Below are 18,198 nucleotides of genomic sequence, written 5' to 3' on the forward strand. Positions count from 1 at the left end.
TCCCTAGACCTATTTTATTGAGTACTAACTTTGTTGCCATTTCTTCCAATTCGCAAAGTACAGATACAAAATATCTTCCTGCTCTTTGATATACTGTTCCACTCTTTATAGTTGCATTTTTAGGGATATACCCATATTCTTTTAACCTTGTCCAACCAATTGTGGGGATTTTTACTCTATGTCTTTCTACTGTCCAATCTGTTTTGTTGTTTTTCGGAAAGTAGCACTTCACATCTTGCTTCCTCTTTTTTTTATATCGTGGAAACTGAGATAAACCTTTAAAAAATCGCTTAAAAGCTTTATCTCCATTCATAATCGCTTGTTTTACCGCTTTGCTCGACACTTCTTTAATCCACTGGTCACACTCTTTTGTATGAATGTTGTTTAGCCATTTAGAAAAGTCATAGCCACTAAGAAATCTCCCCTCCGACTCATATGCCTCTTTATTTTTAGAGATATACAGGTTATATACATATCGACACACCCCAATAGTTTGACGGATTTTACTAACTTGTTCAGTTGTCGGTTTGATTTCTATTAAATATGCTCTTTTCATAGGTCTTCATCTTCCGAGATTTTCTTTTTGTATTTTCTCAACCCATATATGCTACAGCTAAATACATGAATGATAGATATTAAACCCTGAACAAGTTCTTCTTGAGGAGATAATTTTTCATTGTTAACAATCATAATTTCCACTCCCATTTTACGAAGAAACTCTTCAAACCAATCATATCCAAAACGTACAAATCTATCTTTGTGTGCAATGATGATCGTCGAAATATTTCTTTCCATACAACTGTCAATCAGCTTATTCCACTGTTTTCTTTTGTAGTTTAATCCGCTACCAATATCTTTGATAACTTCATCTACAATCATTCCTCGTGCATTTGCAAATGTTTTTAAAAACTCAACCTGATTTTCTAAATCATCTTTCTGACCTGAATTTGATACTCTTGTGTAAATAACTACTTTGCCTACTTTTGTCTATGTTTTTGTTTACTGTTTCATTCTCCTTTATTCGGAAATCAAATATAACACCTTTTGGTTATACTTTGATAATATAACACCTTTTAGTTTCATGTCAACGCTCATTCTTTTTTACTGTTGAGAAATTCTCAACATTTTTTCAACAGGACAAACACCCTCTCAGCATTCCTTCATAATATACTCACAAAGGCAACAAAAAATAAAAACTTCTCTCAACATGAAACTCCATCATTCATCTTGAAAGAAGAGCCTTACGTATATCATGCGTGTTCCGTCTCTCCTCCTTCCCTCAGAGACACTACGCGTGATATGAAAATCAGAAGGAATATGCCCACCATTTGAGTAGGTAGTTATTTCTCTCCTCCTCAACATTTCCTTAGGAGCGAAATGACTACCGCCTCACTTTTTTCAAACAAAAACAAAAAGGAGATGAAGGCTATGTTCTATTGCATTAACTGCTCTGACATTCACCATGAAAAACATCCGAATGATAAAGTATTCAAAAACGGTTTTTATATTGATCCATTTTTAGGGGATCGTTATCACCTTGGTATGTGTACAGATGCCCAAAATCATGAGACAGGGGAGCCTCTTTTAACAACGAAGAAATTAGGCACATCCCAATCTATTATGAACGTATTACCGACATATGTTGTCCCAACATAAAACATAAAAAAGAGCTGGGTCATCCAGCTCCTTTTTATGCTTTATAAACGATCATTGCTGAAAAACAATAAATTTGGTTTTCGTCATCGTTAATGGAAACACCGACTTGATACTTAATATCTACAAAGTTACTATCATCAATCTTTTTCAAAAAAACATTTACAGCGTCTTCTAAGTCTTTCTCGTGACTTTCATCAAATACTTTCACACGAATCATGTTAACACCATCCTAGATCGCAGCCCTCCGCCGCTTGATTATTGCCACGGTGCGTATCTATGATGCGATAAAATTTTCCGTCTTCATATATATATCCGTCTTCTAACACATATTGTTTACCTTCAGTATAGACATAAAACTTACCTATCATAAATTTACTCGTATATAATTCCAAACAATCTGGTCTAAATTTAGCTACAACTTTATTTGTAATATCAATTTTTATTGTGCGCCCCACCTTCTCTCCCTCCTTTGCAAAGAACGGATTTAGGTATATTTTATTAGCGATTTTACATTTTATGCTTAAAAATAAGTGGATATGCCTTCCTTCTTCAACTGTACTATTTTTCTAAAAAAATCATAGATAAGTAAGAGCAAAAAAATATATAAAAAAAAGAGCTTTTACTTATTGACTCAAATATAATTATTATGGTATTATATAAAATTTGACATTTTTATTCACTTATGTTATCATTAAAGATGGTTACCACATATGGAGGTGGATGATTTGTTTCAAATTGGTGATAAAATCGTTTATCCAATGAACGGCGCAGGAGTCATCGAAGCCATTGAAGAGAAAGAAATATTAGGAACTATACGTCAATACTGTGTGATACGTATCATTAGTAAAGATATGCAAGTAATGCTTCCTATGGATCAATTACAAAAATCAGGTATTCGTTATATCGTAGATAAAGGTACGTTAGATGATATACTTCTTGAATTTCAAAACGGGGAATCAGACACATCACTTTCCTGGAAACAAAGATATACAATGAATATGGAAAAAATGAAAAACGGCAATCTACAAGATAGTGCAGAAGTTGTTCGTGATTTACTTCGCCGTAATAAAGAGAGAGCTTTAAATGCAAGCGAAAAACAAATGCTAGATAATGCACGAAAAATGATGATTAGCGAGGTTGCACTCGTACAAAATGTTTCTGAACATCAAGCGACAGAATATCTTCAAGATACAATTAATCATTAAATTTAAAATAGCTAGCCGCTATTTTTTTTTGTAAAAAAAGGACGAAGAGCATGATCTCTTCGTCCTTTTTTTATTACCCACGCCCAGCTTGAAACGATGGATATAACGTCATTCCACCATCTGCAAATAACGTAATTCCAGTTACGTAACTCGCCTCTGATGAAGCGAGCCACGTTGCAACAGCTGCAATTTCTTCCGGCTTTCCGATGTAACCCATTGGTATCATACTTTCTACGTCAGCACGCTGCTTTGGATCAGCAAACTTTTCAGCATTAATGGGCGTATTTATTGCACCTGGTCCAATATTATTTACGCGAATGCCCTTTGATGCGTATTCTAGCGCTAACGTTTCCGTCATGAGTTTAATGCCACCTTTACTCGCCGCATAGTGCACGAATAGTGGCCACGGAATTTTCTCGTGAACACTCGACATATTAATGATAGATCCTTTAATGTCGTGTTCTACGAAATATTTAATCGCTTCTCTACTTCCTAAGAAAGCACCTGTTAAATTTGTATTGATTACTTTATTCCAATCTTCAAGTGGCATTTCATGGGATGGTACTGCATTTTCTATCCCTGCATTATTAATCATAACGTCGAGCGTACCAAATTCTTTCACAGCAGATTGAATGAGGTTCACAACATCAGACTCAACCGTCACATCACCTTTTACAGCAATCGCTTCTCCGCCTACTTTCTTAATTTCTTCCAATACATCATGCGCTTCTGACTCTCTTGAGCGATAGTTAATCACTACTTTTGCTTTCTCCTTAGCAAATCTCACTCCCATCGCTCTTCCAAGACCAGTTGCTGATCCTGTAATAACGACTACTTTCCCTGCTAAATCACTATACATTTCCATACCTCCTTTAACTTTTTGCGATACCTAACATAATTCCCGCCGCGATAATAAAAACGATACCGACGACAATACCCGTTAATTGACGTTTCGTTTTCTTTTCACCTAATATAAGAATCCCACCAAGCGTTGAAATAATAATTCCCATTTGTGATAGCGAAAAACTTGTTGCCACTCCGACACGTGGCTGCGAAATGAATAAAAACATATTTCCAGCTGCCCAAATTAATCCTGGAATAATATTTCGTATTGCATATTTATTAAATGGATGATGTTTAAACGTAAGCAAAATGCCCCCTAACACCATACCGACTGCTTGTGGTAGTAAAGCTGACCAACCATCTACGTTAAATAGTCTAATGACCACTACGTAAACTAAATAACCAACTGTTGAAATCAATAAAATAATAATGCCTTTTTTAAAATTCCCCGCCTGCTCTGCACTCTTTTCTTCTTCACTTTGAAGTGATGTTAAAATAACACCGATAATAATACAAACGAGAGCCAATACGCCAAGGATGACTGATATTGTCGTGGACCACTCATGAAATACGATGACTCCGAATAAAGTCGTCGCAACTAATTGAAGTCCTGTTGAAATAGGCATCGTTCTCGAAACACCCATTAAATCAATACTTTTTAATTGATTCGCCTGCCCAAGCGCCCAAAATAAACCTGACACAATTCCAACTCCTATAACAGTAGGAGTTAATGCTGGCTTCATAAAAATATAAACAACAATCGAGAAAATGAGTGCACCAAACGTTGTACCGAGTGTTTGACTATACGGTCCCCCGCCCAGTTTCACGTTAAATAGCACAATACTTCCCCAAAATAGAGCCGGTAAAATCGCTAAAAGTATGTCCATCGCTCATTACCTTTCTTTACTAAATGTTATAAGTTATCACTCTGAATCATTAGAGTGAGCTTTTATTTTTTCTCTTTCTCGTTCACAAACTTTTTCTGCAATAGCACCAGAAACATTCTTTTCTCGCTCCACCTTCTTTATCTTTACGTGATCTAAATGATCTTCCAAAGTAAGTGTAACTTTATCATTCGGCGGATTATGTGCACCTTGGAACGTAAGAAATTGTAGCGTAATTTCAAATCTAGGAACGAACTCACCATTCTTGCCGAGACGCTTTATATTTATAACGGAAGCACATTCATATTGATCTTCTGTCACTTGTCTAATAACCGAATAATATCTATTCGATAATGCACTCTCTAAGAGCTGTTCCCTTGATTCTTTCGCTAAAGAATCAATTGGAGTAGAGAAAAAAACCGCACATAGGATTGTAATAACTACACATATTTTTTTCATAACACCCTCCTTGTTCTATACGTTAGTGTTCGCAAAACTGCCATAAAAAAACGACTTCCCTATGTAGGAAAGCCGTTTTCATAAATCCAATATTAACCACCGCTCACTGGTGGGATTAGTGCAACAACATCACCAGATTGAATTGTGTCCTCTTCATTTGCATATTCTTCATTAATCGCAACCATAATTGGTGCTGAAACTGGTACATTATATTCTCTGGCAACAACATCTTTTAACTCTGCAACCGTAATATTTTCTTTCTCTATTTGTAATTCACTTGTTCCCGCTTCCTCTTGCAAGTACGCAAATAACAATACTCGAATCATGCTTATAGCTCCTTCCCAGGCTCTCCTGCCGGATATGGCTTTTTTTCTAATTGATCACCAATCCATGAATCCCCATCTTCCCAAAACTCCTTTTTCCAAATCGGAACAATTTGTTTTATGCGTTCCATAATATATTCATTCGCCTCATAAGCCGCTTTACGATGCGGCGTTGAAACCGCAACAACAACCGCGATATCAGAAATTTGCAGTGTACCGATGCGATGTGTAATTGCAACGTATGTACCTGGCCACTTCTCTTTCACTTCTGAACCAATTTTCTCTAGCATCTTTTCTGCCATCGTTTTATAAGCGACGTATTCTAAGTATAATGTACGACGCCCTTTCGTAAACTCTCTAACCGTTCCAATAAATGTTGTAACAGCACCGCATTCGCGGCGAATAACCTTCTCAGCTACCTCTTCAATCGAGATTTCTGTATCAATTACTTCATAATACGTATTTATCATTTTATACTCCTAACCGTTTGTAAAAACCAGTCTATATACAACTCTTCTTCTGTTATATGAAATACTTTATATTCTTCTCGTAAGTTTGCGGGAGCATCATGCCACGTAATAACTGCTACTATATTTTCTACTTTATGTAAAAGTTCAACGTCCTCCGCAGAACGAAGTAACACTACTTTCGGATAGCTCTCTTTTTTATAACCCTCAATTAAAATTGTATCCACTTCAAAAAACTCATATAAGCGAATAATGTCTTGCAAGGACCATTCCTCTCTTAATGACGACAGTGAAAGTAATCCAGCGCCTTCTACACTACTAACGATAGCACCAGCCTTTCGGTGCCTTTCACTATCTTTTTGTGCTACTTCTGGAAAACCTCCGTGCCCGTGATGTTTAATTGTGGCAACTTTTACTTTTCGTTCAGCTAATGCACACACAAATTTCTCCACAAGTGTTGTTTTCCCGCTATTTTGATACCCTACTATTTGTAAGATTGAAGGGGCTTTGCCCATGGCCAATCACATCCCTCAGCGTGCTCTAACAATAATACAGATACTTTCATTCCTGCCTCAAACCCTCTCGTTCCTCCAGGCAATACAATAAAAGCATTCGCATCTGCAAGTGAAGATACCGCACTCGATTTATCTAAACCGACCGGCATCGCTTGTAATGCCCCGTCCACGATTGTAACGTTTGCTCTTACAAAACGAGTAAACGGATTTGGCTTCGGAAAATCTTTTTGTAAAATAGCATCTGCTCTATATACGTGAGGTTCCTTCGCATACAAATATGTTTTTATAATTGGATGCACAAATAATTCAAAGCCTACATAACAAGCTGAAGGATTTCCTGATAAACCGAAAAGTAACTTTCCATCAACTTCAGCTACTGTCGTTACACTTCCTGGCCTCATCGCTATTTTATTAAAGAGTACATGCGCTTGTAATCTTTCATAAATAGCCGGCAAGTAATCATAATCTCCTACCGACACACCGCCTGTCGTAATTAAAATGTCAACTTCATCCATCGCTGATTGAACAGCTGTAAAACAGGCATCTAACTCGTCGGCAAGTTGGCCATAATACCGAACTTTCCCACCGGCTTTCACAATTTGAGCGGCAATCATATAAGAGTTACTATTTCTAATTTTCCCCGGCTCTAACGACTCATGTACTTCTAATAATTCACTTCCTGTCGTCACAATACCAATAACAGGCTGTTTTACAACCTTCACAGTACTATATCCAAACGTCGCTAATAAGGCAGCAACACCTGGATTGATTACAGTACCTTTCTTAACGAGAACTTGATTTTGTTTTATATCTTCTCCTTTAAATGACACATTGTCACCACTACTAAAAGGACGCTTTAACTTCATATATGTTTTTCCGTTCTGCTCAAAACCTTCCGTCAGTTCTAGCATTACGACAGCATTACAATCCACTGGAATAGCTGCCCCTGTCATAATACGAACCGCTTTAAAAGACCCTACTTCATCTAAAAAAACAGATCCCGCCCCGATTTCTCCTATTACTTCAAATGCAACTGAATTCTCTTGATTTGCTTCTTTCGTATCTTCTGCTCGAATCGCGAAACCATCGTAAGGAGAACGATCAAAGTGAGGAACGTCATGATCAGAGACAACATCCTCCCCAAGAATTCTCCCGTAACTTTCCGTAATAGAAACCTCTTCTACTTCACCATTCTTGGCATATTCCATTACCCTCTCTACAGCCTCGGCAACTTGAACCGGAATTCGTTTTTCTACCATCGTTTCTCACCTCATATTTGCAATTTTTTTTATCTCGATTAAACTTTATATATTAAATAGAAATTACTTCAAGGAGGAATTCCATGTCTTCATTCACACACTTTAATGACCAAGGACGCGCGAAGATGGTTGATATAAGCGACAAAAAAGCAACCGTTCGAACAGCAATTGCATGCTCTAGCATTGTCGTTACAAAAGAAATTTACGATAAAATCTCTCACAATGAAATCGGGAAAGGTGACGTATTAGCAGTTGCACAAATCGCAGGTATTATGGCTGCGAAACGCACTTCTGATATTATCCCAATGTGCCATCCTTTATTATTAAAAGGTGTTGACGTTTCTTTCGATTGGAAACAATCCGATGAACAATATCGATTACTTATTGAAGTAAAAGTTAAAACAGAAGGTAGCACCGGTGTTGAAATGGAAGCTTTAACAGCTGCTTCCGCTACCGCTCTTACTGTGTATGATATGTGTAAAGCTGTTGATAAAGGTATGATCATTGGCGAAACATACTTACTTGAAAAAACAGGTGGAAAAAGTGGAGATTATACGAGAAAGTCTTAATCTTCTCCCTGTTGAACCTAAAGGGTTTCCCTTTAGGTTCAACCTATATATCTTGCATATAAACGTTTTGCCACATTTATATCATTCGTCCCATGAATAAACGCCCTACCATCTGTAAATAAAACAAAACGAAATTCATCTACCAGAAACGATACTAAATACGGAGTAGCTTTTACATCCACACTTCTTTGTAAGCGCTTTTTAATTTCTTCTAAATTAAATTCATTCCGCACACCTGGACGAATTTGTACTGTATTTCGCCCACATAACACTTCTGTTTTTGTTTGTGCTTCAAACGTTAAACTCGGGTATGTACGTAATCTTCCGCAAGATAAACACGTGTCTTTTTTCTGTCTATTCACTTTAAATGCCATCTGTTGATTATTCCAAAGATCAAACGATAACATCGTTTCACGAAGCGCCCCATAGTCTTCTACTAATATTTTCAATGCTTCCGTTATTTGATGCGCAACTACTAATTGCACCGCTGGCTGTATAATACCGGCTGTATCACATGTTGCTCCGCTCGCCGGATGCTCCATTAAACAGCGGAAACACGGTGTTTTCCCTGGTAAAATTGTATACGTAACGCCGTAACTTCCAACGCATCCACCATATATCCATGGAACATTATACTTTTGTGAAATATCATTAATAAGAAGACGCGTTTCAAAATTATCTGTCGCATCTAATATTAAATCTACATCATTCACTAGTTCTTCCATTTCTTGCACAGTTACATCGGTCACAACCGGATTTATTTTCACCTCAGAATTAATTGCTTTTAAATGTTCTGCTGCCGCTATAGCCTTCGGTTTATACTGCTTTGCATCTTCTTCCGTATATAATTGTTGCCTTTGTAAATTGCTCCATTCTACATAATCACGATCCGCAATCGTTACTTTTCCGACACCTGCTCTAACAATTGCTTCCGCATTCGCCGCACCAAGAGCACCAGCGCCGATAATAAGCACATGCTTCTCTTTTATTTTTCGCTGCCCTTCTTCTCCAACACCAGGAAATAATATTTGTCTTGAATATCGCTCCTGCATACGATAGCCCCCTTTCTTATCCTCCTATATAAGACATTTCAATTTTCGGACGATTTTTTGCACTTTCTTCTGTCCGTTCATCCGAATACCTATCTTTTCTATTCATCCATACATCTTGTATAACACTTACTAACTCATCGTCCGAAAGATTCCCTCTAAGAAGTTCCCTTATATCGAGTCCTTCAGTCGCAAATAAGCAAGTATAAAACTTTCCATCTGCCGAGATTCTCGCTCTCGTACAGGAGGAACAAAATGACTCTGAAACAGAAGTAATAAAACCGACTTCGACGTTTGTTCCAACGTAACGATATCGCTTCGCAACTTCACCAAAATAATGCGCTTCAGCTGGCTCAAGCGGATACACGCTATGAATCATCTCAATTAACTTTCGCTTTGTAACGACTTGATCAAAGTTCCATCCATTTGTACTACCAACATCCATAAACTCAATAAACCTCAGCGTGATTCCTTGCTCTTTAAAATAAGCAGCCATCGGAAGTACTTGATGGTCGTTCATCCCTTTTTTCACAACCATATTTACCTTTACATCAAGCCCGGCCTCTTTTGCAGCCATAATTCCCTTTATAACAGGTTTCGTATTAATATTTCGACCATTAATATCCTTAAATACATCGTCATCTATTGCATCTAAACTAACATTTACTCTATGTAATCCAGCTTCTTTTAATGCTTTTGCTTGTTTTGTTAAATGAATCGCATTTGTCGTTAACCCTATATCTATTAACCCATCAATTTTCACGAGACGTGCAATAAGCTTTGTTAAATCTTTACGAAGCAGCGGCTCGCCACCAGTAAGTCTAATTTTTCGTACACCGATGCTAACAAATAGTTTTGCCAAACGCTCAATTTCATCAAACGTCAGTAAAAACTCATCTTTCAAAAAAGCATAATCTGGCCCAAACACTTCCGCTGGCATACAATATGTACATCTAAAATTGCAACGATCAATGACAGATATGCGCAAATCTTGAAGTGGGCGTCCAAAAAAATCTGTAACCATCTCCTGCATCGCCACCCTCCCTTTCTGCCAAATTTCTTTCTTTTCATTCTATTATAATATATTTTCGAACTGCGATGTTTTTGCTCATGTGAATAAAGTAAAACTTTCCTAATCAATGAGACTATATACAAATAAGGAGATAAAAAACCTTGAAGCATAAAAGCCCCAAGGTTTTCTTCTTATTAACTTAATCTAATAATCGTTAGAGTAGCTCCTGGCGTTGTCGTCGATAATGTAGCCACTGCAAGTAATCCAAATAATTGCAAGCTAACAGTTGCGCCAGCAGGCAAATTAGCAATGATTGTCGCATTAAACGAACCTGTAGCTACTGCTGGTGAATTAACGGTTCCTGCAAGTTGAACCCCATTTACAGTTATACGTGAACTTACGAGTAAAGCTGCCGTTATATTAATTGTATAAGCTATATAATAATTCCCTGCATTCGCAACTGTGAATACAGTATTCGTACCATTAACAGTGATCCCTGGACCAATATTTTGATTGTTTGGTAATGGTACATTCGTACCGCCCAACAAAACAGAAATAGCACTTCCTGATGTATTATTTGCAAATGAGTACGTTGCAGTTGTACTAACTCCGGTGGTTCCTGTCGCCCCAGTTGCTCCGGTTGGACCTTGGGAACCTTGTGCGCCTTGGATTCCTTGGGGACCAGTCGCTCCTGTTGGACCTTGAATTCCTTGCGAACCAGTCGGACCCGTGGATCCTGTTGGGCCTTGTGAACCTGTTACTCCCGTCGGACCTTGGATTCCTTGGGGACCTTGAATTCCTTGAGGCCCTGTCACTCCGGTTACCCCAGTGGATCCCGTCGGGCCTTGTGGACCTTGAATTCCTTGGAGGCCTTGTGCTCCGGTTGCCCCAGTATCCCCTGTTGGGCCTTGTGGACCTTGCAATCCTTGCACGCCTTGCGGACCGGTTGGACCTATTTCTCCTTGAACTCCTTGAATTCCGGTTGGGCCTTGTGGACCAGTCGGACCTTGCACACCTTGTATCCCCTGAATTCCCTGCGGACCTTGTGCTCCGGTTGCCCCTGTCACACCTTGGATTCCTTGGGGGCCTTGATCTCCTTGAATTCCTTGTGGACCCGTTGGTCCTTGAATTCCTTGTGGACCTTGAATCCCCTGTGGACCTTGATCTCCTGTCGCCCCAGTTACTCCTTGTATCCCTTGTGGACCTTGAACACCTTGCGGGCCTGTTGGACCTTGGATCCCTTGCACTCCTTGAATTCCTTGCGGGCCTTGCAAACCCGTAACCCCAGTTGCTCCCGTTTCCCCTATTGCTCCTGTCACTCCTGTTGAGCCTGTAGCCCCAGTATCTCCAGTTGCTCCTGTCACCCCAGTTGCTCCTGTTGGTCCAGGTGGTCCACCAGATGGACCTGTCACTCCCGCCGGACCTGATGGCCCCGTTGGACCAGTCGGTCCTGCCGGTCCTCCAGAAGGACCCGTTACACCGGTTGGACCGGTTACTCCTGTCGGACCTGTAGTTCCTTCCCCTGTTGCTCCTGTTACACCCGTATCCCCTGTTACTCCTGTTGGACCTTGGATTCCTTGAATTCCCTGTGGCCCCTGCACTCCTTGCGCTCCCGTCGGTCCTTGGATTCCTTGAATTCCTTGCACTCCCTGTGCTCCCATTGGACCTGTTGGACCTAGTTCCCCTTGAGTACCTTGAACACCTTGCGGCCCTTCTGGACCCGTTGCACCTATATTCCCTTGTACACCTTGAATTCCAGTTGCTCCTTGGGCTCCCGTTGCTCCGGTTTCACCTTGGGGTCCTATAGCCCCCTGTATACCTTGTGGACCTTCTGGACCGGTTGCTCCTATCGGTCCTTGAATTCCCTGTATACCTTGCGGACCCTCTGGACCAGTTGCTCCAGCTGGTCCTTGCACCCCTTGTATTCCTTGCGGCCCTTGAAGTCCTTCTGGGCCTTCTGGTCCTGTTGGTCCTATTTCACCCATCGGACCTTGAATTCCTTGTACTCCTTGTGGTCCCGTTTCTCCTGTTGACCCTGGTACTCCTTGTATACCTTGTGGACCTTGATCTCCTGTTGCTCCCGTTACCCCTTGAGGTCCTATAGCCCCCTGTATACCTTGCGGACCTTGATCTCCTGTTGCCCCTGTTATCCCTTGAATTCCCTGAACACCTTGGATTCCTTGTGAACCAGTTACTCCCGTCGGCCCAGGAATACCTTGAATACCTTGCGGACCTTCTGGACCCGTTGGTCCAATTATCCCTTGAACCCCTTGTATTCCTTGCAAACCCTGCGCGCCTGTGCTTCCAGTTGGACCTGTAGTTCCCGCTGCTCCAGTTACACCTGTACTTCCTGTTGCCCCTGTATTTCCTGTTGCTCCCGTCGCACCCGTACTCCCACTCGGTCCACCTCCTGGACCTGTCGCACCAGTTGGCCCCGTCGGACCTGGAGGACCTCCAGATGGACCCGTTATCCCTGTTGGACCTGTTATTCCAGTTGGGCCTGTAACACCTTGACCAGTTGCTCCTGTTGTCCCCGTATTTCCACTCGGTCCTTGTGGGCCTTGCATTCCCTGCGCTCCTTGTATCCCTTGTGGACCAGTTGCTCCAGGTACTCCTTGCACACCTTGAATCCCTTGAGGTCCCTCAGTTCCTGTTGCACCAATTGGACCTTGTAATCCCTGTACGCCCTGTATTCCTTGTGCTCCAGTCGCTCCCGTTGGACCAATGGGACCTTGTAACCCTTGCACACCTTGAACTCCTTGAGGTCCCGTTTCTCCCTGTGGTCCCCTCAATCCTTGTGGCCCCTGCTGTCCTTCTGGTCCTGTTGCCCCCATTTGTCCAGCTAGCCCTTGTATTCCTTGTACTCCTTGAGGCCCTGTCGGCCCCCTCTCCCCCATCGGACCTTGTAACCCTCTTGGTCCTTGAGGGCCTGTTGGACCTTGGGGACCGGTTGGGCCAGTTATCCCTATACCCGTAAATCCAGTTGGAACAGGAGGGAAAGTAGGCCCGATAAGTTCTGGTGAAATTCGAAAATTAGAGTTTAACGAATGTTGTTGCCTTTTATTATCACGCTCTTTCACACTTTCACCACCTACAAACGATCTTTTTCATACTACATAAACTACTTCTTCTTAATCTATTTAAAAAAATAATCTCCAAGACTATTTTATTTTAAATAATAAAAACTCCCTTAATTCCTTAAGGGAGTCCAGCAGTTGAATCCAAATTATCTGTATTTGGGACAGCTTGCGCTATACCCGATGTATTTACACTTTGCCCCATGTTTGTTCCTGGTACAGTACCAGCAGGAGTACCTCTTGTATATGTTGTCGTCACAGAATCTCCTGGCTGTAAACAAAGCTTTGTCTCCGTCCCTATTACTGTAACAACATCAATCCAAGTGCACCCCATGGAACCACTATACGATTTCGTAGCAGTAAATGAAGTATCACTCAAATTATCACCGGTAAATATATTACCAGTGTTATTCACAATAACAAATTCTTTTATATGAGCAGGCATAATAACACTCTACCTTTCCTCTATGAACCTAATGTACGTGTACTCGTTGCTAATGGCGGCAGGAACACTGATGTCCGAATTAAAGCTTCTGACTGTCTTTTCCCATTTAAAAAAATAGCCGCACTCGAACCTCCAGCACCTGCATATATTTTTGCTACAGCTAAAGGTGAGATATCATAACAATCGCCAACATTAACAGCCCCTGTATTATTAATAATTTTTACTTTCCGCAAATTAATCCCCATTTACCTATCCCCCTTTTGTACACTGTATGCAAAAGAAAAAAACTTGAAACAAACACGTTTCAAGTTTTTTAAGCTACTTATTTCGTTTCACCTTCATATTGAAGCATACCGCCAACCATGTTCATTGTTTTAAATCCTTGCTCATTTAAATAATGACATACATTTTCACTGCGCATTCCCGAACGACAAATAAAGATATATTCATTCTCTTTATCAAAGAAATCTACTTTATTTGGGATATCGCCCATTTTAATATGTACAGCTTCTGGAATTTTCCCTGCTGCTACTTCTTCATCTTCCCTTACGTCTACTAAAAATAACGTTTCACCATTTTCTAAACGTTCTTGCACTTCTTCTGTAGTAATTGTTTTAACTTCTGTCATATGTCGTTCCTCCTTATATACAATAAAACCTTTAGTTTCTTCTTTAAATAATCATTTCTAATCAATTTTAGCATGCGAAAGAAAGAACGCAAAGAATGGAAATTTATTTCTCAATTTTTCCGCAAAACTTATTCTTTACAAACATAACTCGTGCATTGTATCCTCAATATACTTGTTTTATGAAAGGAGCCAATGAAAATGACACTTTTTCTTTTCATTACGGGCATCATTTTCTTAATCGCTGCAATTATTGCTCTTAGTATGAAAAATAATAAAAAGATAAAATCGCCACAAGAAATATCATTCTTATTTTTATTACTTAGTATAGCGTTCTTCGGTATAGCAATTGCCACATATATTTTCCGTCTACAAATCATGTAAAAAAAGGTGCCTACTACATACATTGCACCTTTTTCACACCATTTATTTTCTACACAAAACTAGATACTTTCCGATTTAAAAATTCATACACCTTTTTTTCAAATAAATGAATATCAAATGCTCCCGCCATATGCCCATTTATACTTTCTATCTCATATACTTCTGCATACTTCCCTTGTTTTTGCAACATGTCTACCATTTTATAATTATAACGTGACGGCTGAAGCAAATCTTGTTTACACGGAATCATAAGTACATTTGCTTCTATATTAGACAGTGCCTCTTCTAAAGACGAAAATCCATGCGCAATATCATGTAATAAAACTGCTTTCGCAGTGTATATCCACGAATTTGCATCTACTAACTCTATACTTCTATATGTCACTTTATTTATTTCTTTCTCAAATGACGTTAATGTAGAAACCTTTTCATAAGGGTCTACTTCTATACTATTACGAGGGAATGTTGTTTCATAAAAGCGCTCATCAAACGCGTTCATAAACATCATTCTATTTGCTAAATGAAGCCCCTTCATTGGCTGCTCTTCTCCATATTCCCCCCCCTTCCAACTTGGATCCAGCCGGATAGCCTCAATTGCATTTTGCGCTACATTTACCGACGTAATAATTGGATTTTGCGGATTCGTAATAACACCAATCATTCGCTCTACCATATGAGGATAATGAACAGCCCATTGCTGCGCAATCATCCCGCCGGCTGACGGCCCCATTACAGCATGTAACCTTACGATTCCCATATCTTTTATTAACTCATATTGCATACGAGCTACATCAAGAAATGTAAAAACCGGAAAATCCATCGCATATTCATCTCCAGTTTTCGGATCAATTGATTTCGGTCCTATTGTAATTACACAAGGGTTCTTTACCTGCACATTACAAATATTATCAGTGCATATAACAAAGTATTTATTTGTATCAATTGCTTTTCCAGGCCCAATTAAACCATCCCACCAACCAGACTCTTCATCATGCGCTGTATATTTTCCTGCCGCATGACTAGTTGCACTAAAATAATGACAAACCAAAATCGCATTTGACCTTTCTCTATTTAAAGTACCATACGTCTCATACCCCATTTGAACAGGAATTTCCCTACCATTTCCAAATGTAAATTCTTTTAAAATAAACTTCTCTTTTTTTACAATTTGCACAGACTCTCCTTCTTCCCGTTATAGTATGAACTGCTTACTACATGTTTTTTTCTATGCAAACCAAACTCCTTCTTCTTTTCATAAATAAATGAATAATATACAAAATTAGCCACAAAATAGCACTATATTACACAATCAAAGAGGGAATACATATGATTTGGAATTGGCTACGTAAGAAAAAAAAATCAAATACAACAGAGAAAAACGAAACAGATAACTCGGAGCAACAACCTAGTAATCAAGAGGATGATAACAAAGAACAGACTAGAAGTATGAAACATAATAAAGGTAACAATAGCGAGCAACAAAAAGAAGAAAACGAAGATTCTTCTACGGATAAGCAGCAACAACAACATTCTAAGCAAAACGACTCAGATCAGGATAAACAGCAACATTCTAAGCAAAACAACTCGAATCAGGATAAACAGCAACATTCTAAGCAAAGCGACTCGAATCAAGATAAACAACAAAGTTCTCAACAAGATGACTCGAATCAAGATAAACAACAAAGCTCTAAGCAAGATAATTCGAATCAGGATAAACAACAAAGCTCTCAACAAGATGATTCAAATCAGGATAAACAGCAAAGTTCTAAGCAAAACGACTCGAATCAGGATAAACAGCAACATTCTAAGCAAAGCGACTCGAATCAAGATAAACAGCAAAGTTCTCAACAGGATAACTCGGAGCAAAATCAACAGCAAAACTCTAAACAAGATAACTCAGATCAAAATCAACAGCAAAACTCTGGAAATAATAGTATTTATGATTTTACGAAACCAGAAAAAGACCGCATTCATTCTCTACAAGATTTAATAGAGAAGCTCAAAAGGTCTAGTGATTTTGTTAATTACCATACATCTGACGATGAAACGATGCCTTATTGGATTTCTTACTATCGTCCTTCACTTGATGGAGAGAAATTGCAAAAGTATTTAATGCCTACTCTTTTAGAACGACCTAACGCATCACTAGAAGAGCTGAAAGAACATATTCCAATGAGCGGCATTACAATTACGAACGATTTACAAAAAATTGAGGACATGGTTTTAAAGGGGCATGCGATTGTTCAAGTAAATCAACAAGATCAAAAGTGTATGCTTGCAAATATTGCAATTGATAATTATCGTGCACCAACTCCTCCATTAAACGAATCGACTGTTATTGGTCCGCAAGAGGGGTTCGTAGAGGATATTGATACAAATATTAATTTAGTTCGAAAACGCCTTCCAGTTTTAGATTTACAAACAAAAGAAATGATCATCGGTGAGTTTTCAAAAACAAAAGTTGTCATGATGTATTTAGACAACCTCGCGGAAAAAGATAATGTAGATTTTCTAGAGGAGTCTTTACGTGCTCTTGAATATGATCAAATTAATGATAGTGCCTATATACAAGAATTGATGGGAGAAAAGTCGATTTTCCCTCTCTATATCAATACAGAACGCACTGATAGAGTTACAAAAGCACTCATTGATGGGAAAATCGCCATTTTTGTGGATGGTTCTCCAAGTGTTTTACTAACACCTGTATCCTATTTCGATTTTTTCATTTCACCAGAAGACTATAATGTCTCTTGGCTATACGCTACATTTTCAAGGATTTTAAGATTAATCGCCGTTCTATTTTCAATCTGTGCTACACCGTTATATGTTGCAGTTTTAAATTATCATTATGAACTGATTCCGAGTGATTTACTTGAAACTTTAATTTTATCAAGGGCACAAGTACCCTTCCCACCTTTAATTGAAGCACTCTTTTTAGAACTCGCAATCGACTTATTGAGAGAAGCTGGTGCGAGGTTACCGATGAAAGTTGGTCAAACGCTCGGTATTGTAGGCGGTATCGTAATCGGACAAGCATCTGTACAAGCTGGTTTAACGAGTAACATTTTATTAATTATCGTTGCTTTATCAGCACTCGCTTCCTTTATTACACCTATTTATAAAATGGGTAATGCGGTTCGATTACTACGCTTCCCGTTTCTCATATTTGCAGAAATAGGAGGACTTTTCGGGATTTCTCTTGGGTTTATCTTTTTATTTACTCATCTATTTAGACTCACTTCCTTACGTAAGCCGTACGCTTTGTTTTATCCAACAAGACAACAATCTGTTAAAGATTCTTGGATTCGCTTTCCCTTAACAATGATTGATACAAGAGATGTACAAGCAAGGCCACAACATGTAAAAAAATCAGCAAAAGGAATTTCAACAAAACATAGATCAGACTTCGATGATTAAGGAATGAGG

22 protein-coding genes and 1 pseudogene are annotated in these 18,198 nt (G+C 39.2%); 5 read left to right on the forward strand and 18 right to left on the reverse strand.

What is annotated here, in order from left to right:
* A partial coding sequence (locus KI369_RS06625; protein ID WP_212955462.1) for an RNA-guided endonuclease InsQ/TnpB family protein occupies positions 1–556 on the reverse strand: 556 nt, incomplete at its 3' end.
* A pseudogene (locus KI369_RS06630) lies at positions 553–975 on the reverse strand (IS607 family transposase); the annotation flags it as partial. The pseudogene KI369_RS06630 and the gene KI369_RS06625, both read right to left, overlap by 4 nt.
* Positions 976–1,428: 453 nt before the next feature.
* Between KI369_RS06630 and KI369_RS06635 the strand changes: the two are divergent.
* On the forward strand, positions 1,429–1,656 hold the full coding sequence (locus tag KI369_RS06635) for a DUF3973 domain-containing protein (protein ID WP_212955463.1): 228 nt from the start codon (positions 1,429–1,431) through the stop codon (positions 1,654–1,656).
* Positions 1,657–1,690: 34 nt separating this feature from the next.
* On the opposite strand, the gene KI369_RS06640 is transcribed toward KI369_RS06635, so the two are convergent.
* Together KI369_RS06640 and KI369_RS06645 are read right to left on the reverse strand one after the other, a co-directional pair.
* Positions 1,691–1,873 carry a sporulation protein Cse60 gene (locus tag KI369_RS06640; RefSeq protein ID WP_000621751.1) on the reverse strand — a complete coding sequence of 61 codons (183 nt, stop codon included), beginning with the start codon at positions 1,871–1,873 and terminating at the stop codon, positions 1,691–1,693.
* A gap of 1 nt (position 1,874) precedes the next feature.
* Positions 1,875–2,111, reverse strand: a complete 237-nt coding sequence (locus tag KI369_RS06645) for a DUF2553 family protein (RefSeq protein ID WP_000533797.1) — start codon at positions 2,109–2,111, stop codon at positions 1,875–1,877.
* A gap of 255 nt (positions 2,112–2,366) precedes the next feature.
* On the opposite strand from KI369_RS06645, the gene KI369_RS06650 reads away from it, so the two are divergent.
* Positions 2,367–2,861 carry a CarD family transcriptional regulator gene (locus tag KI369_RS06650; RefSeq protein ID WP_001998466.1) on the forward strand — a complete coding sequence of 165 codons (495 nt, stop codon included), beginning with the start codon at positions 2,367–2,369 and terminating at the stop codon, positions 2,859–2,861.
* A gap of 73 nt (positions 2,862–2,934) precedes the next feature.
* On the opposite strand, the gene KI369_RS06655 is transcribed toward KI369_RS06650, so the two are convergent.
* From KI369_RS06655 to moeA, 7 genes are all read right to left on the reverse strand, one after another.
* Entirely contained in the window at positions 2,935–3,720 is a 786-nt protein-coding gene (locus KI369_RS06655) for a glucose 1-dehydrogenase (RefSeq protein WP_212955464.1), read from the reverse strand.
* A gap of 13 nt (positions 3,721–3,733) precedes the next feature.
* Entirely contained in the window at positions 3,734–4,591 is an 858-nt protein-coding gene (gene glcU, locus KI369_RS06660) for a RhaT/GlcU family sugar-proton symporter (protein ID WP_212955465.1), read from the reverse strand.
* Between the two features lie 36 nt (positions 4,592–4,627).
* Positions 4,628–5,047 (reverse strand): DUF3888 domain-containing protein, encoded by a 420-nt coding sequence (locus KI369_RS06665; protein ID WP_212955466.1) that lies wholly within the window; start codon positions 5,045–5,047, stop codon positions 4,628–4,630.
* A 92-nt stretch (positions 5,048–5,139) separates the two neighbouring features.
* Positions 5,140–5,373, reverse strand: coding sequence for a molybdopterin converting factor subunit 1 (moaD, locus tag KI369_RS06670; RefSeq protein WP_212955467.1), 234 nt, complete (start codon positions 5,371–5,373; stop codon positions 5,140–5,142).
* A gap of 2 nt (positions 5,374–5,375) precedes the next feature.
* Entirely contained in the window at positions 5,376–5,840 is a 465-nt protein-coding gene (gene moaE / locus KI369_RS06675; RefSeq protein ID WP_212955468.1) for a molybdenum cofactor biosynthesis protein MoaE, read from the reverse strand.
* Positions 5,837–6,352 (reverse strand): molybdopterin-guanine dinucleotide biosynthesis protein B, encoded by a 516-nt coding sequence (mobB, locus tag KI369_RS06680; RefSeq protein WP_212955469.1) that lies wholly within the window; start codon positions 6,350–6,352, stop codon positions 5,837–5,839. Before mobB ends, moaE begins: the two co-directional genes overlap by 4 nt.
* Positions 6,322–7,611, reverse strand: a complete 1,290-nt coding sequence (moeA, locus tag KI369_RS06685; RefSeq protein ID WP_212955470.1) for a molybdopterin molybdotransferase MoeA — start codon at positions 7,609–7,611, stop codon at positions 6,322–6,324. Before moeA ends, mobB begins: the two co-directional genes overlap by 31 nt.
* An 83-nt stretch (positions 7,612–7,694) precedes the next feature.
* On the opposite strand from moeA, the gene moaC reads away from it, so the two are divergent.
* Positions 7,695–8,180, forward strand: coding sequence for a cyclic pyranopterin monophosphate synthase MoaC (moaC, locus tag KI369_RS06690; RefSeq protein WP_000094141.1), 486 nt, complete (start codon positions 7,695–7,697; stop codon positions 8,178–8,180).
* Between the two features lie 38 nt (positions 8,181–8,218).
* Here moaC and KI369_RS06695 read toward each other — a convergent pair whose 3' ends face one another.
* The 6 genes from KI369_RS06695 to KI369_RS06720 form a co-directional block, all read right to left on the reverse strand.
* Entirely contained in the window at positions 8,219–9,232 is a 1,014-nt protein-coding gene (locus KI369_RS06695) for a molybdopterin-synthase adenylyltransferase MoeB (RefSeq protein ID WP_212955471.1), read from the reverse strand.
* 16 nt (positions 9,233–9,248) lie between these two features.
* Complete coding sequence (moaA, locus tag KI369_RS06700; RefSeq protein WP_212955472.1) at positions 9,249–10,262, reverse strand: GTP 3',8-cyclase MoaA; 1,014 nt, start codon at positions 10,260–10,262, stop codon at positions 9,249–9,251.
* A gap of 173 nt (positions 10,263–10,435) precedes the next feature.
* Positions 10,436–13,321: a BclA-related collagen-like exosporium protein gene (locus KI369_RS06705; RefSeq protein ID WP_212955473.1), complete on the reverse strand. Its 2,886-nt coding sequence runs from the start codon at positions 13,319–13,321 to the stop codon at positions 10,436–10,438.
* A 118-nt stretch (positions 13,322–13,439) separates the two neighbouring features.
* Complete coding sequence (locus tag KI369_RS06710) at positions 13,440–13,763, reverse strand: hypothetical protein (RefSeq protein WP_212955474.1); 324 nt, start codon at positions 13,761–13,763, stop codon at positions 13,440–13,442.
* Between the two features lie 20 nt (positions 13,764–13,783).
* Entirely contained in the window at positions 13,784–14,008 is a 225-nt protein-coding gene (locus KI369_RS06715) for a spore germination protein (RefSeq protein WP_212955475.1), read from the reverse strand.
* 77 nt (positions 14,009–14,085) lie between these two features.
* The gene (locus KI369_RS06720; RefSeq protein ID WP_000141210.1) at positions 14,086–14,391 is read right to left on the reverse strand and encodes a rhodanese-like domain-containing protein; all 306 of its coding nucleotides are present in this window, start codon (positions 14,389–14,391) and stop codon (positions 14,086–14,088) included.
* 198 nt (positions 14,392–14,589) lie between these two features.
* Between KI369_RS06720 and KI369_RS06725 the strand changes: the two genes are divergently transcribed.
* Entirely contained in the window at positions 14,590–14,772 is a 183-nt protein-coding gene (locus KI369_RS06725; RefSeq protein ID WP_016085879.1) for a hypothetical protein, read from the forward strand.
* Positions 14,773–14,821: 49 nt separating this feature from the next.
* Here the strand turns inward: KI369_RS06725 and KI369_RS06730 are convergent, their stop codons facing one another.
* Positions 14,822–15,946, reverse strand: coding sequence for a homoserine O-acetyltransferase family protein (locus KI369_RS06730; protein ID WP_212955476.1), 1,125 nt, complete (start codon positions 15,944–15,946; stop codon positions 14,822–14,824).
* A gap of 152 nt (positions 15,947–16,098) precedes the next feature.
* On the opposite strand from KI369_RS06730, the gene KI369_RS06735 reads away from it, so the two are divergent.
* Entirely contained in the window at positions 16,099–18,189 is a 2,091-nt protein-coding gene (locus KI369_RS06735) for a spore germination protein (RefSeq protein ID WP_212955477.1), read from the forward strand.
* Positions 18,190–18,198: the final 9 nt, after the last annotated feature.

The sequence above is a fragment of the Bacillus sanguinis genome (genome assembly GCF_018332475.1).
Lineage (GTDB): Bacteria > Bacillota > Bacilli > Bacillales > Bacillaceae_G > Bacillus_A > Bacillus_A sanguinis.

Coding starts and splice junctions, on each gene's coding strand:
- moeA (WP_212955470.1), bottom strand. CDS start 7,611: ATGGTAGAAAAACGAATTCCGGTTCAAGTTGCCGAGGCTGTAGAGAGG.
- moaC (WP_000094141.1), top strand. CDS start 7,695: ATGTCTTCATTCACACACTTTAATGACCAAGGACGCGCGAAGATGGTT.
- KI369_RS06720 (WP_000141210.1), bottom strand. CDS start 14,391: ATGACAGAAGTTAAAACAATTACTACAGAAGAAGTGCAAGAACGTTTA.
- moaA (WP_212955472.1), bottom strand. CDS start 10,262: ATGCAGGAGATGGTTACAGATTTTTTTGGACGCCCACTTCAAGATTTG.
- KI369_RS06655 (WP_212955464.1), bottom strand. CDS start 3,720: ATGTATAGTGATTTAGCAGGGAAAGTAGTCGTTATTACAGGATCAGCA.
- KI369_RS06695 (WP_212955471.1), bottom strand. CDS start 9,232: ATGCAGGAGCGATATTCAAGACAAATATTATTTCCTGGTGTTGGAGAA.
- KI369_RS06640 (WP_000621751.1), bottom strand. CDS start 1,873: ATGATTCGTGTGAAAGTATTTGATGAAAGTCACGAGAAAGACTTAGAA.
- KI369_RS06650 (WP_001998466.1), top strand. CDS start 2,367: ATGGAGGTGGATGATTTGTTTCAAATTGGTGATAAAATCGTTTATCCA.
- glcU (WP_212955465.1), bottom strand. CDS start 4,591: ATGGACATACTTTTAGCGATTTTACCGGCTCTATTTTGGGGAAGTATT.
- KI369_RS06635 (WP_212955463.1), top strand. CDS start 1,429: ATGTTCTATTGCATTAACTGCTCTGACATTCACCATGAAAAACATCCG.
- mobB (WP_212955469.1), bottom strand. CDS start 6,352: ATGGGCAAAGCCCCTTCAATCTTACAAATAGTAGGGTATCAAAATAGC.
- moaD (WP_212955467.1), bottom strand. CDS start 5,373: ATGATTCGAGTATTGTTATTTGCGTACTTGCAAGAGGAAGCGGGAACA.
- KI369_RS06710 (WP_212955474.1), bottom strand. CDS start 13,763: ATGCCTGCTCATATAAAAGAATTTGTTATTGTGAATAACACTGGTAAT.
- KI369_RS06735 (WP_212955477.1), top strand. CDS start 16,099: ATGATTTGGAATTGGCTACGTAAGAAAAAAAAATCAAATACAACAGAG.
- KI369_RS06665 (WP_212955466.1), bottom strand. CDS start 5,047: ATGAAAAAAATATGTGTAGTTATTACAATCCTATGTGCGGTTTTTTTC.
- KI369_RS06715 (WP_212955475.1), bottom strand. CDS start 14,008: ATGGGGATTAATTTGCGGAAAGTAAAAATTATTAATAATACAGGGGCT.
- moaE (WP_212955468.1), bottom strand. CDS start 5,840: ATGATAAATACGTATTATGAAGTAATTGATACAGAAATCTCGATTGAA.
- KI369_RS06725 (WP_016085879.1), top strand. CDS start 14,590: ATGACACTTTTTCTTTTCATTACGGGCATCATTTTCTTAATCGCTGCA.